This is a genomic window from Pseudomonas asturiensis (assembly GCF_900143095.1).
Taxonomy (GTDB): domain Bacteria; phylum Pseudomonadota; class Gammaproteobacteria; order Pseudomonadales; family Pseudomonadaceae; genus Aquipseudomonas; species Aquipseudomonas asturiensis.
In genome coordinates this window covers 379,821-394,914 of the sequence record NZ_FRDA01000003.1, presented here as the reverse complement: position 1 = coordinate 394,914, position 15,094 = coordinate 379,821, and the positions used below count along the sequence as shown (strand labels likewise).

The following is a 15,094-nucleotide window of genomic DNA, read 5'->3' as shown; positions in this document are numbered from 1 at the left end:
CTTTCCCTTGGGGAACAGGCGCGTTCAGGTCGAAATTAAAATTCAGGGCTGAGCGCAGATCGAGCCTGCGGCGTTCAGCGATACTGGAGAAAGACGTTCTCACGTCCGAACTGGTCACGCAGAGCTTGAATCAAGCTGTCCGCCGGATCAATTCGCCATGCTTCTCCGAATTGCAGCAACGCTTTGGCATCCTTCCCGGTGTAATCCACAGTGATCGGGCAGGCACCGCGATGGCGCTTGCACAGATCGCCGAGCCAGCGCAGTCGATCGCCCTTGAGCGCATCGGCATGCACCGTCACTCGCAGGCTCTCGGCCAGATTGGTTCGCGCATCTTCAATGCTCATGACGCGTTTGGCACGCAACCTCAAGCCACCCGAGAAGTCATCATTACTGACTTCGCCCTCAACCACCACCATAGCATCGGTCTGCAGCAACGACTGTGCAGAATGGAACGCCTCGGCAAACAGCGATGCCTCGATACGCGCCGAGCGGTCGTCCAGGGTGATGAACCCCATCTTGTCGCCCTTCTTGTTCTTCATGACACGCAGGGCAATGATCAACCCGGCGACCGTCTGGGTGTCCCTGGCAGGCTTCAGGTCGATGATGCGCTGGCGGGCGAACCGACGAATCTCGCCTTCGTACTCGTCGATCGGATGCCCTGTCAGGTAAAGCCCCAGGGTCTCCTTCTCGCCACGCAGGCGATCCTTGAGGCTCAGCTCGCGGGTCTTGCGATGGTTGGCGTAGACGTCGGCGTCTTCTTCCACAAACAGTCCGCCAAACAGGTCCGAGTGGCCGCTGTCACGGCTGCGCGCAGTCTGTTCTGCGGCCTGAATGGCTTCTTCCAGTGCGGCAAGCAGTACCGAGCGGTTACGGTCGATATTGGCCTGATAGGCCTTGGGCTCCAGCTCGAAATAAGGGCCCAGGCGGTCCAGTGCACCGCTGCGAATCAGGCCATCCAGCGTGCGCTTGTTCACGCGCTTGAGATCGACACGGGCGCAAAAGTCGAACAGGTCCTTGAAAGGCCCGCTCAGGCGCGCCTCGGTGATCGCTTCGACCGGCCCCTCGCCCACGCCCTTGATCGCGCCCAGACCATACAGAATCCGGCCGTCGTCGCTGACCGTGAACTTGAAATCCGAGGTATTCACGTCCGGCGCGTCGAGGCGCAGCTTCATCGTGCGCACTTCTTCGATCAAGGTCACGACCTTGTCGGTGTTGTGCATGTCCGCCGACAACACAGCGGCCATGAACGGCGCCGGGTAATGGGTCTTCAGCCAGGCGGTCTGGTACGACACCAGACCGTAAGCGGCGGAGTGAGACTTGTTGAAACCGTAACCTGCGAACTTTTCTACCAGGTCGAAAATGTTACCCGCCAGATCCGGGTCAATGTTGTTGGTCTTGCAACCGTCAATGAAACCGCCACGCTGCTTGGCCATTTCCTCGGGCTTCTTCTTACCCATCGCACGGCGTAGCATGTCTGCGCCACCGAGGGTATAGCCCGCCATGACCTGCGCGATCTGCATCACCTGTTCCTGATACAGGATGATGCCGTAGGTCGGTGCCAGTACTGGCTTCAAGCCCTCGTACTGATAATCAACGTGCGGGTAGGACAGCTCGGCGCGACCGTGCTTACGGTTGATGAAGTCGTCCACCATGCCCGATTGCAGCGGCCCCGGACGGAACAGGGCCACCAGTGCGATAAGGTCTTCCAGACAGTCGGGCTTGAGCTTCTTGATCAGTTCCTTCATGCCCCGCGACTCGAGCTGGAACACGGCCGTGGTCTCGGCGCGCTGCAGCAACTGGTAGGTCGGCATGTCATCCAGCGGGATGAAGGCGATGTCCAGCGGTGCTTCGTTGACCTTGGCGCGGTCGCGATTGATGGTCTTCAGCGCCCAGTCGATGATGGTCAGGGTTCGCAGCCCCAGGAAGTCGAACTTGACCAGCCCTGCCGCCTCGACGTCGTCCTTGTCGAACTGGGTTACTAGGCCATCACCGGCCTCGTCGCAGTAGATCGGCGAGAAGTCCGTCAGCTTGGTGGGCGCGATCACCACACCCCCTGCGTGCTTGCCCACGTTACGCACGACGCCTTCGAGCTTGAGGGCCATCTCCCAGATTTCAGCGGCTTCTTCATCGACCTTGAGGAAGTCGCGCAGGATTTCCTCCTGCTCATAGGCCTTTTCGAGGGTCATGCCGACTTCGAACGGGATCATTTTCGACAGCCGGTCTGCAAGGCCGTAAGACTTGCCCTGCACCCGCGCCACGTCCCGCACCACCGCCTTGGCCGCCATCGAACCGAAGGTAATGATCTGGCTTACCGCGTTGCGGCCGTACTTTTCGGCCACATAGTCGATGACCCGGTCGCGACCGTCCATGCAGAAGTCGACGTCGAAGTCGGGCATCGAAACCCGCTCGGGGTTCAGGAAGCGTTCGAACAGCAGGTCGTATTCCAGCGGATCGAGATCCGTGATCTTCTGCACATAGGCGACCAGCGAACCGGCACCCGATCCACGCCCAGGCCCCACCGGCACGCCGTTGCTCTTGGCCCACTGGATGAAATCCATCACGATCAGGAAGTAACCGGGGAACCCCATCTGGATGATGATATCCAGCTCGAAATTCAGCCGGTCGACGTACACCTGTCGCTTGGCGTCGTAATCTTCCGTGGTGTCCTTGGGCAGCAGGACCGCGAGGCGTTCCTCCAGACCGTCGAACGAGACCTTGCGGAAATACTCGTCGATGGTCATGCCATCGGGAATCGGGAAGTTGGGCAAAAAGTGCGTGCCCAGCTTGACGTCGATGTTGCAGCGCTTGGCGATTTCGACGCTGTTGGTGAGTGCCTCGGGCAGATCGCTGAACAGCTCGGCCATTTCTTCCGGGCTTTTCAGGTACTGCTGGTCGCTGTAATTGTGCGACCGGCGAGGGTCATCCAGCGCGCGGCCTTCACCGATGCAGACACGGGTTTCATGGGCTTCGAAATCGGTCTGCTTGATGAAACGCACATCGTTGGTCGCCACCAGCGGCGCGCCATGCCGATCAGCAAGCGCGACGGCGGCATGCAGGTGCTCTTCATCGTTATTGCGGTTGGTGCGCTGCACCTCGATGTAGAAACGATCAGGAAAAACCGACATCCACTCACGCAGCAGCTCGTCGGCCTCGCCCGGATTGCCACCGAGCAGCGCCATGCCGATCTCGCCTTCCTTCGCGGCAGACAGCGCGATCAGGCCGTCACTGGCCTGAGCCACCCATTCGCGCTGGATCACGATCTGGCCGTTGCGCTGCCCTTCGATGAAGCCGCGAGAGATCAATTCGGTGAGGTTGCGGTAGCCCTGGGCGTTCATGACCAGCAAGCTGATACGGCTAAGTGCTGCGTCTTCGTCGCGGCCGGCCAACCACAGATCGGCCCCGCAGATCGGCTTGATGCCCGAGCCCTGCGCGGCCTTGTAGAATTTGACCAGCGAGCACATGTTGTTCTGATCGGTCACCGCTACGGCAGGCATGTTCATGCCGGTCAGTGCCTTGATCAACGGTTTGACCCGGACCAGACCATCGACCAGCGAGTATTCGGTGTGCAGGCGTAGATGAACAAAAGAAGCCGGCATGGTGATCCTATAACGCGAAAACGGAAAACGAGGGCGCGATTGTAGCGAGCCCTGACTGAAACGTCAGTCCTGCAGCAAACCCATCGACGGGTGACCCTGCACCATCATCATGGCCGCGCGGGCTTCATGGGCCGCGCGAACGGGCGCAAACGAACGTCGGTGAATGGGCGTCGGCCCCAGCCGCGCGAGGGCTTCCAGGTGCACAGGGGTCGGATAACCTTTGTGACCGCCCATGCCATAACCCGGATAAATAAGCTCGAACGCGGCCATTTCCCGGTCACGACTGACCTTGGCGAGAATCGATGCTGCCGCGATGGCGGGCACCTTGGCATCACCTTGCACGACGGGCGCAGACGGCACGGACAGTTGCGGGCACCGGTTGCCATCAATCAGGGCCAGCTTGGGCGTGATGCTCAGCCCCTCGACCGCACGTTTCATGGCCAGCATCGTGGCATGCAGAATATTCAGTTCGTCGATTTCCTCGACTTCAGCCCGGGCGATAAACCAGCACAACGCCTTTTCCTGAATTTCATCGAACAGCTTCTCGCGCCTGGCTTCGGTGAGCTTCTTGGAATCGTTGAGTCCCAGAATGGGCCTTGCCGGATCGAGAATGACAGCAGCCGTCACGACCGCGCCGCATAGCGGCCCACGACCGACTTCGTCGACACCGGCTACCAGATCTTCGACCAGCGTGAAATCCAGACCTGTTTGAATCATAGGCTTACTCACAGTGGAGACGGTTGGCCGAGCAGATTCAATACCGCATCGGCAGCCTGATTGGACGCATCGCGGCGAAGGGTCCGATGAATTTCATCAAACCCGTCAGTCTGCACCTGACCGGCGTCGATCAACGGCAGCAGCGTTTGAGCAAGTGCCTCGGGCGTCGCGGCATCCTGCAACAGCTCAGGGACCAGCAGACGCTGGGCCAGCAGATTGGGCAGGGAAACGTAAGGGCTTTTGACCAGCCGCTTGAGTATCCAGAAGGTCACCGGGGCCATGCGATAGGCAACCACCATCGGTCGCTTGTAGAGCAGCGCTTCCAGCGTCGCCGTGCCGGACGCGATCAACACGGCATCGCAAGCTGCCAGCGCAACATGCGACCGACCATCGAGCAGGGTGACAGGCAGATCGCGGCCTTGCAGCAAGGCTTCAATCTGAGCGCGTCGCTGAGGGCTCGCGCATGGCAGCACAAAACGCAAATTCGGACGCTGCGCCAGCAGGCGTTCGGCGGCCTCGAAGAACAAACTCCCGAGTCGCCCCACTTCACCGCCACGGCTACCGGGCATCAGCGCCACGACAGCACCCTCGCCTGTCAGCCCAAGCTCAGCGCGGGCCGCGCCACGGTCGGACTCCAACGGAATCGTGTCCGCCAGCGGATGCCCGACGAAACGGACCGGCACGCCCTTTTCTTCATAGAAACGGGCTTCGAACGGCAGAAGCGTCAGCATCAGGTCGCAGCCCTCACGAATCTTGAGGACCCGTTTTTGGCGCCACGCCCAGACAGACGGGCTCACGTAGTGGACGGTCTTGATGCCGGCGCGGCGCAGTTGCAGTTCGATGTTGAGGGTGAAATCGGGCGCGTCGATACCGATGAACACGTCTGGCTTTTCATCGATCAGCGTCTGGACGAGCAGCTTGCGGCGGGCGAGCAGCTCACGCAGACGCCCAAGCACTTCCACCAGTCCCATGACGGAGAGGCGTTCCATGGGGAAACAGGACTGCATGCCCTGCGCCTCCATGAGTGGGCCACCCACGCCGATGAACTCCACATTGGGATGACGCGCCTTGATGGCACGCATCAGACCGGACCCGAGGATATCGCCGGACGCCTCGCCGGCTACCAGAGCGACACGCAATAGGCTCGCCATGGTTAGCGGGTAATGCCGCGGGTCGAGGTCTGAATGGACTGCAGGAACACGGCAACCTCGGGAAACTGAGCTGCAGGTTCTGCCAGCTCGGCAATCGCCTGATCAACCGTCAGCCCCTGGCGGTACACAGTCTTGTAGGCCCTGCGCAACGCGTGGATAGCCTCTTCCGAGAAACCACGACGGCGCATGCCCTCGAAGTTCATGCTGCGTGCTTCGGCCGGGTTCCCAAACACCGTCACGAACGCCGGAACGTCCTTGCCGATGGCAGTGCCCATGCCGGAAAAACTGTGCGCGCCGATATGGCAGAACTGATGCACCAGCGTGAAGCCGGAGAGGATCGCCCAGTCATCGACATGAACATGACCTGCCAGCGCCGTGTTGTTGACCAGAATGACGTGGTTGCCGATGACGCTGTCATGCCCGATATGGGCGTAAGCCATGATCAGGTTATGGTCGCCCAGCGTGGTTTCAGCACGGTCCTGGACCGTGCCACGATGGATTGTCACACCTTCGCGAATCACATTGTGATCGCCGATCACCAGACGCGTTTCCTCGCCTTTGTACTTCAGATCAGGTGTGTCTTCGCCTACCGAGGAAAACTGATAGATGCGGTTGTGCTTGCCGATCCTCGTCGGGCCTTTGAGCACGACATGAGGACCAACCACTGTACCCTCGCCAAGTTCCACACCGGCTCCGATGATCGACCAGGGGCCGACCTCCACATTGTCGGCCAGAACGGCCGTCGGATCGATGATTGCGCGAGGGTCAATCAAACTCATAGCTTGCGTTCCGCACAGATGATTTCAGCGGAGCATACCGCCTTACCGTCGACGGTAGCTTTGCATTCGAATTTCCAGATCTGACGCTTGCAGCTCAGGAAATTGGCTTCCAGAACCAGCTTGTCGCCCGGCAGAACCGGCTGACGAAAGCGCAGCTTGTCCGAACCCACGAAATAATAGAGCGTGCCGTCGGACGGTTTGGCATCCAGCATTTTGAACGCCAGGATCCCGGCAGCCTGCGCCATGGCCTCAATGATCAGCACGCCCGGCATGATCGGGTGCTGAGGAAAGTGGCCATTGAAAAAAGGCTCGTTGACGCTGACATTCTTGTAGGCGCGAATGGTTTTGTTCTCGATATCCAGCTCTGTCACGCGATCCACCAAGAGGAACGGATAACGATGAGGCAGGTATTCGCGAATTTCTTTGATGTCCATCATTTCGAGGGGAAGCCTGTAGTAAAGATTAGGAGTGCGTCGCGACTGCGCAGCACTCCTCTACATCAAGGAGGCAGTTTATCGACTGTGCACGCTTGATATTAAAAAGGTATCAGCCATCAGATGAAACATTACCGACGCTGGTCACTGTGTCGACGGCCTTTTCGAGCTTTTGCAGACGACGAGCCATGTCATCGATCTTGCGTAGCCGTGCCGCGCTCTTGCGCCATTCGGCGGCAGGCTGCATGGCAGTGCCCGAAGAATAGGAACCGGGTTCGGTGATGGAATGCGTCACCATGGTCATCCCCGTGATGAAAACACCATCACAGATCTCGATATGACCCACCAGCCCCACGCCACCGGCGAGCATGCAGTGCTTGCCGATCTTCGTGCTTCCAGAGATGCCGACGCAGGCCGCCATGGCCGTGTGGTCGCCAATCTGTACGTTGTGAGCAATCTGAATCTGGTTATCCAGCTTCACGCCGTTACCAATCCGGGTGTCTGCCAGCGCGCCGCGGTCGATGGCGGTGTTCACGCCGATCTCCACGTCATCGCCGATCGTGACACCACCGATCTGAGCGATTTTCTGCCAAACGCCCTTTTCATTGGCAAAGCCGAAGCCTTCGCCGCCCAGCACTGCACCGGACTGAATGACCACACGCTTGCCGATGCGAACGTCGTGGTAAAGCGTCACACGAGGTGCCAGCCAGCCGCCCTCTCCAATCTCGCACCGGGCGCCGATGAAACACTGCGCACCGATGGTGACCTGCGCGGCGATCCGGGCACCGCTTTCGATCACGGCAAACGCACCGACGCTTGCAGCAGGATCGACAACAGCATCAGCGGCAATGACCGCAGTCGGATGGATACCGGCAGCAGCCTTGGGCTTGGGATCGAACAGATGGGAGATTCGGGCATAGGCCAGGTACGGATCCGGCACCAACAGCGCGTTTCCGGTGAAACTGTCGGCATCTGCAGGCTTGAGCAGCACAGCAGCGGCCTGGGTATCGACCAGAAACTTACGGTATTGGGGATTTGCCAGGAAACTGATCTGATCAGGGCCGGCCTCTTGTAAAGTGGCCAGCCCGTTGATGTCCTTGTCCTTGTCGCCACGTAGCGTGGCGCCCAGGAACTCGGCCAACTGGCCGAGTTTAATGGTCGCGCTCATATTACTTCAGCTGATTCATGCGCTCGATGACCTGGCGAGTAACGTCATACTGAGGTTTGACGTCAATCACCGCACCGCGCTCGAATACCAGGTCGAAACCACCTTTCTTGATGACTTCTTCAACAGCCTGATCCAGCTTTGGCTTGAGTTGCTTGAGCATTTCACGGTCGGCAACGGCCTTGGCTTCGTTCAGTTCCTTGGACTGGAACTGGAAGTCACGAGCCTTTTGCTTGAATTCAAGCTCCAGACGCTCACGCTCTGGCTGAGCCATCTTGTCACCACCGCTCACCAGACGATCCTGGATGCCCTTGGCGCTGCTTTCCAGGCTTTTCAGCTTGGTCAGTTGCGGGCCGAATTTCTTCTCGGCATCAACGGCGTACTTCTTCGCAGCGTCAGATTCCAGCAGCGCCATCTGATAGTTCAGTACAGCAATTTTCATGTCAGCAAAAGCAGGGCTTGCGACCAGAACGGTGGCCAGCAGTACCAATTGAGTCAACTTACGCACAATACAACTCCTACAAAATTCGTTGCGTTATCAAAGGTCAGGCGCTTAGAAAGTCTGACCCAGGGAAAATTGGAAAACCTGAGTTTCGGAATTGTCGTCCGGTTTCTTGATCGGCATCGCCAGGGCGAAGCTCAAAGGACCGAGCGCGGTGATCCAGGTCACGCCGACACCGACCGAACTGGCCATGCCGGAGAAGTCCACGTTGTTGCACTCGACCTTCTGGCCAGTGGTGGGAACCTTGCTCGAACTGCAGTTGCTGTCGAAGACGTTACCCACATCCCAGAACACGGACGTACGCAGCGAACGCTGATCCTTGATGAACGGCAGAGGGAACATGACCTCTACACCGCCCTGAACCAGGACGTTACCGCCGAACGGTAGCGGATCCTGATCGGGATCCCTGATCGTTCCTGGTCGGCCGCCATCTTCAGCGCCTCTGCTTGGCGTACTGCGAGGACCCAGCGTGCTGTCTTTGAAACCACGAACCGAGTTGAAGCCACCCGCATAGTAGTTCTCGTAGAACGGCAGCCCGTCTGTGGAACCGTAGCCGTCGCCATAACCCAGCTCTGTATGCAGACGCAGGGTGTAGTTATCCGAAATCGGATGGAAATACTGAGCGCGGTAGTCCAGCTTGAAGAACGACAGATCGCTGCCCGGCAATGTGGACTCGAACACCAGGCTCTGAGAGTGACCGCGGGTCGGCAGCACGCCCTTGTTGAGGGTGGATTCGGACCAGCCCACGGAAGCCTTGAAGTTCAGGAAGTTGTCGCCTTCCTTGTCAAGGAAGTCGAAGATCTCATCCACGGTGTAGCGACCGGTCTTGATCTTGTCCTGCTGAACGTTCAGCCCGTAAGTCAGACGCGAGGTTTCGCTGATCGGGTAGCCCAGGCTGATACCTGCACCCAGGCTGTCGACCGCATAGCTTGCCACGTCGACATCAAGGTCGTCGTAGTTGGTGGTGCGGTAGAACGCGTTGTAACCCAGGCTCACGCCGTCCGGCGTGTAGTACGGATCGACATAGCTGAAGTTGTAACGGCTCTGGTATTCGGAACGGGTCAGACCGATGCTGACCTTGTTACCTGTACCCAGGAAGTTGTTCTGGCTGATCGAACCACCCAGGATCAGACCGGCGCTCTGTGCAAAGCCGACGCTGGCCGTGATGGAACCCGAAGCCTGCTCTTCAACTGCGTAGTTCACGTCAACCTGGTCGTCGGTGCCCGGAACGGCCGGGGTCTCGACGTTGACTTCCTTGAAGAAGCCCAGACGATCCAGACGAGTCTTGGACTGGTCGATCAGATAGGTCGAAGCCCAGCCGCCTTCCATCTGACGCATTTCACGACGCAGCACCTCGTCCGCAGACTTGGTGTTGCCACGGAAGTTGATGCGGTTCACGTAGGCACGCTTGCCGGGATCGACCACGAAGGTGATGTCCACGGTGTGGTCTTCGTTGTTCGGGGTCGGAACGCCGTTCACGTTGGCGAAGGTGTAACCCTCGTTACCCAGGCGACGGGTAATCAGCTCGGACGTCGTGGTCATGACCTTGCGCGAAAAGACCTGGCCCGGCTGAACCAGCATCAGGGACTTGACCTGATCTTCAGGGACTTTCAGGTCACCGCTGAGCTTGACCGACTTGACGCTGTACTTCTCGCCTTCGTTGATGTTGACCGTGATGTAGACGTTTTTCTTGTCAGGCGTGATGGACACCTGAGTCGAGGCGATATCCATGTTGATATAGCCGCGGTCGAGGTAGTACGAACGCAGACGTTCCAGGTCGCCAGACAGCTTTTCGCGAGCGTACTTGTCGTCGTTCTTGAAGAAGGAAAGCCAGTTGGAGGTCTTGAGCTCGAACAGGTCGACCAGATCGGAATCAGGGAATACGGTGTTGCCCACCACGTTGATGTGCTGGATGGATGCAACAGTGCCTTCATTGATATTGATCTTAAGGCCAACGCGGTTGCGCGGCTGCGGCACGACTTCGGCAGCAACCTCGGCCGAGTAGCGACCCTGGGCCACGTACTGGCGCTGCAGTTCGTTACGCACGCCTTCGAGTGTCGCGCGCTGGAAAATTTCACCTTCAGCCAGGCCTGACTGTTTCAGGCCCTTCATCAGGTCCTCGGTGGAGATCGCCTTGTTGCCTTCGATCTCGATGCTGGCAACCGAAGGACGCTCCACGACGGAGATGACGAGTACGTTGCCATCGCGACCCAGCTGGATATCTTGAAAGAAACCGGTCTTGAACAACGCACGAGTGGCATCGACCAGACGACCGTCATCCGCCTGCTCACCCACGTTCAGTGGCAGTGCACCAAAGACGCTGCCGGCGGAAACCCGCTGCAGGCCGTTGACACGGATATCGGAGATGGTGAAGGACTCGGCGTGAACTTCAGCGATCATCAGTGCGGCAAGAACCGCAGTTAGCAGCAGACGTTTCATGAAGTCCTTTCTTATTCCAACTGGCAATAAACAAACTGCCGCAAAATGCGGCAGATTCGCAACTCGGCAACGCTTTACAGTCGGCCCAGATCGTTGACCAGCGCGAGCAACATAACGCCCACCACCAGACTGATACCGATCTGTGCCCCCCAACCTTGAACCTTTTCCGAAAGGGGGCGACCACGCACCCACTCGATCAGATAAAACAGCAAATGCCCCCCGTCCAGGACGGGAATGGGCAGCAAATTCAGAACCCCTAGGCTTATGCTCAGATAAGCGAGGAAGTTGAGAAAGTCTCCAATGCCCGACTGGGCCGAAGCGCCCGCCACTTTAGCAATGGTTATCGGTCCACTCAAGTTTTTTACCGAGAGCTCGCCGAACAACATTTTCTTGAGCGAGTCCAGGGTCAGCACGCTCATGGTCCAGGTACGCTTCACACCCTCGGCCATGGCGGCGAACGGACCGTAGCTGACTTCGCGCAGCATTTCCGGAGGCCAATCGACCGCCTTGACGCCTGCACCCAGATAACCGGCAGCAGCCTTGCCCTCACCACGGGAGGCGAGCGTGACAGGCAAATCGAGCGATGCACCGTCGCGCTCGATACGCATCGAAACCTTGGCACCCGGACGCTCGCGCACCCAGTCAACCAGTTGCTGCCATTCATTGAGCGGTTGTCCGTCAACAGAAATCAGACGGTCACCCATCCTGAGCCCAGCGGCCTGAGCCGGTCCCTTTGGATCGAGCTCTGCCAGCACCGGTGCCAACGCAGGACGCCATGGACGAATGCCGAGGGATTTGATCGGATCCGGCTCTTCGGCACCCTTGAGCCAGTTATCAAGAACCAGCTCACGGGAGGTATCAACCGTCGAACCCTGCTCTCTGAGTTTGACGGCGACTGTACCGCTTTCACCCAGGCGCCTAACCAGTTGGAGATTGACCGCGGACCAGCCGGAGGTGGGCTCGCCATCAATGGAAACGATTTCCTGACCGGAAGCGAGACCTGCACGCTGGGCGATGCTGCCTGTTTCTACTGCACCGATGACCGGACGCACCTGTTCGCTGCCGAGCATCGCCAGCAGCCAGAAGAACACGATGGCCAGCAGAAAATTCGCCGTCGGACCTGCAACGACGATCGCGAAGCGCTGATACACCGTCTTGCGGTTGAACGACTGATCGGCAAGCTCAGGGGGAACATTGCCTTCGCGCTCATCGAGCATCTTCACGTAGCCGCCCAAAGGAATCGCGGCGATGACATATTCAGTGCCCTGGCGGTCGTGCCAGCGTACAAGCGGCGTGCCGAAACCGACCGAAAACCGCAGAACCTTGACGCCACAACGCCGAGCCACCCAGAAATGGCCGAACTCGTGAAAGGTGACCAGCACACCCAGCGCAACCAGGGTGCCGACAATCATGTATAACGCGCTCATCGACTTTCTCCGGGTACCGACTCGTCGGCAAGTGTGTTTATCATCGCAGATCCAGGGACCTGCCCGTGACGCACTCCATCAAGCCCTTCACCGGCTGCCTTGCACACTGATTCGTACAACGTTATCGCCCATGCCGCTCAAGCCATTGTCCAGCCAGTACGCGCGCACGACCGTCAGCAGCGAACACGGCATCAAGCTCTTCAACCTGAGTCACCGGCTCAAGATTCAGCACGTCTTCGATGATACTGGCGATTTCCAGATAACGGACACGCCCATCAAGAAAGGCAGCCACGGCCACTTCATTCGCAGCATTGAGCATCGCAGGCCCGCTGCCGCCCGCCTCTGCTGCCTGCCGGGCGAGCCGCAGGCAAGGGAAACGCTCATCATCGGGCTCCTGAAAATCCAGCTGACCAATACGAAACAGGTCCAGCGGTGCCACGCCCGATTCTACACGCGCAGGCCAGGCCAGTGCATTGGCGATCGGCGTACGCATGTCGGGATTGCCGAGCTGAGCCAGAACCGAACCATCGACGTAATCCACCAGCGAGTGAATCACGCTTTGCGGATGAATCACGATTTCCACTTGCGAGGGACGAGCATCGAACAGCCAGCACGCCTCAATCAGCTCAAGGCCCTTATTCATCATGGTGGCTGAATCGACGGATATCTTGCGACCCATCGACCAGACTGGATGGGCACAAGCCTGATCAGGCGTTACATCATGCAACTGAGCCAATGGCGTCTGACGAAACGGGCCGCCTGACGCGGTCAGCATGATGCGCCGAACGCCAACCGTGCCCAGACCGCGCGCGAAGTCGGCAGGCAGGCACTGGAAGATTGCGTTGTGTTCGCTGTCGATAGGCAACAGCACCGCACCGCTGCGACGCACAGCCTGCATGAACAGCGCGCCGGACATGACCAGCGCTTCCTTGTTGGCCAGCAACACCTTCTTGCCGGCTTCGACGCCAGCCAGTGTCGGACGCAGACCTGCCGCACCGACAATGGCAGCCATGACCGCATCGACCTGAGGATGGGCAGCGACTTCGCAAAGCCCCTCCTCCCCAACCAGGACGCGAGTATCGAGCCCGGCAGCGGCGAGATCATCCTGCAGCTTGCGAGCGGCGGCCTGCTCAGGCACGACAGCGAATTGCGGCGCGTGCTTGATGCACAGCGCGAGCAACTCGTTCAGGCGCGAGAAGCCGGTCAGTGCGAAAACCTGATAAAGCGCTGGATGGCGCGCAACCACGTCCAGCGTGCTAAGGCCTATGGAACCGGTAGCACCCAGAATGGTTATCTGTTGCGCACGACTCACATGACACCCCAGTCAGCAGCCCAGAGCAGCACGGCAAACACCGGAATGGCCGCAGTCAGGCTGTCGATACGATCCAGCACACCGCCATGGCCCGGCAGCAGGTTGCTGCTGTCCTTGACCCCGGACTGACGCTTGAACATGCTTTCAGTCAGGTCGCCGATTACCGAAATAAATACAACGACGGCTGCACCCAACAAACCGGCGATGAACTGGCCGATCGTCCAGTCGCGAGAGATACCCACCGCTGCGGTGATCCCGAGACTGACCACCAGACCGCCGTAGACGCCCTCCCAGCTCTTGCCCGGACTGACCTTGGGCGCGAGCTTGCGCTTGCCGAATGCCTTGCCGGAGAAATAGGCGCCGATGTCGGCGGCCCAGACCAGCACCATGACCGCAAGGATCAGCCAGTTACCCAGCGGCCACTGCTTGATCAGCACCAGACCTTGCCAGGCCGGCAGCAATATAAGCAGACCGATCACCAGCTTGCAGGCCGCACTGGCCCAATGCTCGCTGGAGTCGGGGTAGGTCAGCACCAGATATGTTGCAACCCCCCACCAGATGACTGCCGCGACAAGCACCCAGGGTTCAAGCCCTGGCAGCAGGTACATGAGAAACAGCAGGACAGCCACGACAGCGGCATAGCCGACGCGCATCGATTGTCCGGCAAAACCTGCCAGGCGCGCCCATTCCCATGCACCCAGCACGACGACAAACCCGATGAACAGTGCGAAATACGCCCCGGTCAGGAGAAAGAAGCCGCAAAGGGCAATCGGCAACAGAATGAGTGCCGTGATGATCCGTTGTTTCAGCATTAAGCCCGGGCTCCAGCTTCTACCTGTTCGCTGGTTTTACCGAAGCGACGTTGGCGAGAAGCGAAATCAGCCAGCGCAGCGCGCATGGCATCGTGTTTGAAGTCCGGCCAGAACAGGTCGGAGAAGTACAGCTCGGCGTAAGCCAACTGCCAAAGCAGAAAATTGCTGATGCGGTGCTCACCACCGGTGCGTATGCAGAGGTCCGGCAATGGCAGGTCGCCCGTTGCCAGACACGCTTGCAACAGGCCCGGCGTGATGTCCTCCGGCTGCAGGTGCCCGGCCTGAACCTCGCGCGCCAGACGCTGGGCAGCCTGGGCAATGTCCCACTGCCCACCGTAGTTGGCCGCGATCTGCAGCACAAACCGGTTATTACCGGATGTGCGCAGTTCAGCCTCGCGCATTGCAGCCTGAAGCTCAGGATGAAAACGCGAGCGATCACCAATGATTCTCAGGCTGATGTCGTTCTCGTTGAGCCGCTTGGTTTCACGACGCAGCGCCGTGAAAAACAACTCCATCAGCGCACCGACCTCTTCAGCCGGGCGCTGCCAGTTCTCACTGGAAAACGCGAACAGTGTCAGCACCTCGACCTTGGCTTCTGCGCAGACCTCGATAACGGCACGCACGGCATCAACGCCCGCCTTGTGGCCCGCAACGCCTGGCAACAGGCGTTTCTTGGCCCAGCGATTATTGCCATCCATGATGATGGCAACGTGGCGCGGCACCGAAGACAATGCAGCCGGTTTTATCTTTTCCATGAAAG

The 15,094-nt window shown here is 59.1% G+C and carries 12 protein-coding genes; all 12 read right to left on the bottom strand.

The features are described 5' to 3' along the window. Nucleotides 1-74 precede the first annotated feature (74 nt). Nucleotides 75-3,596 (bottom strand): DNA polymerase III subunit alpha, encoded by a 3,522-nt coding sequence (dnaE, locus tag BUB69_RS07515; protein WP_073164037.1) that lies wholly within the window; start codon nt 3,594-3,596, stop codon nt 75-77. Nucleotides 3,597-3,659: 63 nt separating this feature from the next. After that, nucleotides 3,660-4,310 carry a ribonuclease HII gene (gene rnhB, locus BUB69_RS07510; RefSeq protein ID WP_163032187.1) on the bottom strand — a complete coding sequence of 217 codons (651 nt, stop codon included), beginning with the start codon at nt 4,308-4,310 and terminating at the stop codon, nt 3,660-3,662. Between the two features lie 11 nt (nt 4,311-4,321). Next, nucleotides 4,322-5,464 (bottom strand): lipid-A-disaccharide synthase, encoded by a 1,143-nt coding sequence (gene lpxB, locus BUB69_RS07505; protein WP_073164031.1) that lies wholly within the window; start codon nt 5,462-5,464, stop codon nt 4,322-4,324. A gap of 2 nt (nt 5,465-5,466) precedes the next feature. Beyond that, nucleotides 5,467-6,243 (bottom strand): acyl-ACP--UDP-N-acetylglucosamine O-acyltransferase, encoded by a 777-nt coding sequence (gene lpxA, locus BUB69_RS07500; RefSeq protein WP_073164028.1) that lies wholly within the window; start codon nt 6,241-6,243, stop codon nt 5,467-5,469. Next, nucleotides 6,240-6,680 (bottom strand): 3-hydroxyacyl-ACP dehydratase FabZ, encoded by a 441-nt coding sequence (gene fabZ / locus BUB69_RS07495; RefSeq protein WP_024686180.1) that lies wholly within the window; start codon nt 6,678-6,680, stop codon nt 6,240-6,242. The genes lpxA and fabZ overlap by 4 nt, the downstream gene beginning before the upstream one ends. A gap of 109 nt (nt 6,681-6,789) precedes the next feature. Then, on the bottom strand, nt 6,790-7,845 hold the full coding sequence (gene lpxD, locus BUB69_RS07490; RefSeq protein ID WP_073164025.1) for a UDP-3-O-(3-hydroxymyristoyl)glucosamine N-acyltransferase: 1,056 nt from the start codon (nt 7,843-7,845) through the stop codon (nt 6,790-6,792). Between the two features lies 1 nt (nt 7,846). Continuing rightward, on the bottom strand, nt 7,847-8,350 hold the full coding sequence (locus tag BUB69_RS07485) for an OmpH/Skp family outer membrane protein (protein ID WP_002554721.1): 504 nt from the start codon (nt 8,348-8,350) through the stop codon (nt 7,847-7,849). A 45-nt stretch (nt 8,351-8,395) separates the two neighbouring features. Then, complete coding sequence (gene bamA, locus BUB69_RS07480) at nt 8,396-10,783, bottom strand: outer membrane protein assembly factor BamA (protein WP_073164022.1); 2,388 nt, start codon at nt 10,781-10,783, stop codon at nt 8,396-8,398. Nucleotides 10,784-10,857: 74 nt separating this feature from the next. Further along, the gene (gene rseP / locus BUB69_RS07475; RefSeq protein ID WP_073164019.1) at nt 10,858-12,210 is read right to left on the bottom strand and encodes a sigma E protease regulator RseP; all 1,353 of its coding nucleotides are present in this window, start codon (nt 12,208-12,210) and stop codon (nt 10,858-10,860) included. Between the two features lie 121 nt (nt 12,211-12,331). Next, nucleotides 12,332-13,522 carry a 1-deoxy-D-xylulose-5-phosphate reductoisomerase gene (gene ispC, locus BUB69_RS07470; protein WP_073164015.1) on the bottom strand — a complete coding sequence of 397 codons (1,191 nt, stop codon included), beginning with the start codon at nt 13,520-13,522 and terminating at the stop codon, nt 12,332-12,334. Beyond that, on the bottom strand, nt 13,519-14,334 hold the full coding sequence (locus BUB69_RS07465; RefSeq protein ID WP_073164011.1) for a phosphatidate cytidylyltransferase: 816 nt from the start codon (nt 14,332-14,334) through the stop codon (nt 13,519-13,521). The genes ispC and BUB69_RS07465 overlap by 4 nt, the downstream gene beginning before the upstream one ends. Continuing rightward, nucleotides 14,334-15,089, bottom strand: a complete 756-nt coding sequence (gene uppS / locus BUB69_RS07460) for a polyprenyl diphosphate synthase (protein WP_073164008.1) — start codon at nt 15,087-15,089, stop codon at nt 14,334-14,336. The genes BUB69_RS07465 and uppS overlap by 1 nt, the downstream gene beginning before the upstream one ends. Nucleotides 15,090-15,094: the final 5 nt, after the last annotated feature.

What these genes read in the sequence shown, in the direction of transcription:
- lpxB (WP_073164031.1), bottom strand. Translation starts at nt 5,464, where the DNA reads ATGGCGAGCCTATTGCGTGTCGCTCTGGTAGCCGGCGAGGCGTCCGGC.
- lpxA (WP_073164028.1), bottom strand. Translation starts at nt 6,243, where the DNA reads ATGAGTTTGATTGACCCTCGCGCAATCATCGATCCGACGGCCGTTCTG.
- bamA (WP_073164022.1), bottom strand. Translation starts at nt 10,783, where the DNA reads ATGAAACGTCTGCTGCTAACTGCGGTTCTTGCCGCACTGATGATCGCT.
- dnaE (WP_073164037.1), bottom strand. Translation starts at nt 3,596, where the DNA reads ATGCCGGCTTCTTTTGTTCATCTACGCCTGCACACCGAATACTCGCTG.
- lpxD (WP_073164025.1), bottom strand. Translation starts at nt 7,845, where the DNA reads ATGAGCGCGACCATTAAACTCGGCCAGTTGGCCGAGTTCCTGGGCGCC.
- rseP (WP_073164019.1), bottom strand. Translation starts at nt 12,210, where the DNA reads ATGAGCGCGTTATACATGATTGTCGGCACCCTGGTTGCGCTGGGTGTG.
- uppS (WP_073164008.1), bottom strand. Translation starts at nt 15,089, where the DNA reads ATGGAAAAGATAAAACCGGCTGCATTGTCTTCGGTGCCGCGCCACGTT.
- BUB69_RS07465 (WP_073164011.1), bottom strand. Translation starts at nt 14,334, where the DNA reads ATGCTGAAACAACGGATCATCACGGCACTCATTCTGTTGCCGATTGCC.
- fabZ (WP_024686180.1), bottom strand. Translation starts at nt 6,680, where the DNA reads ATGATGGACATCAAAGAAATTCGCGAATACCTGCCTCATCGTTATCCG.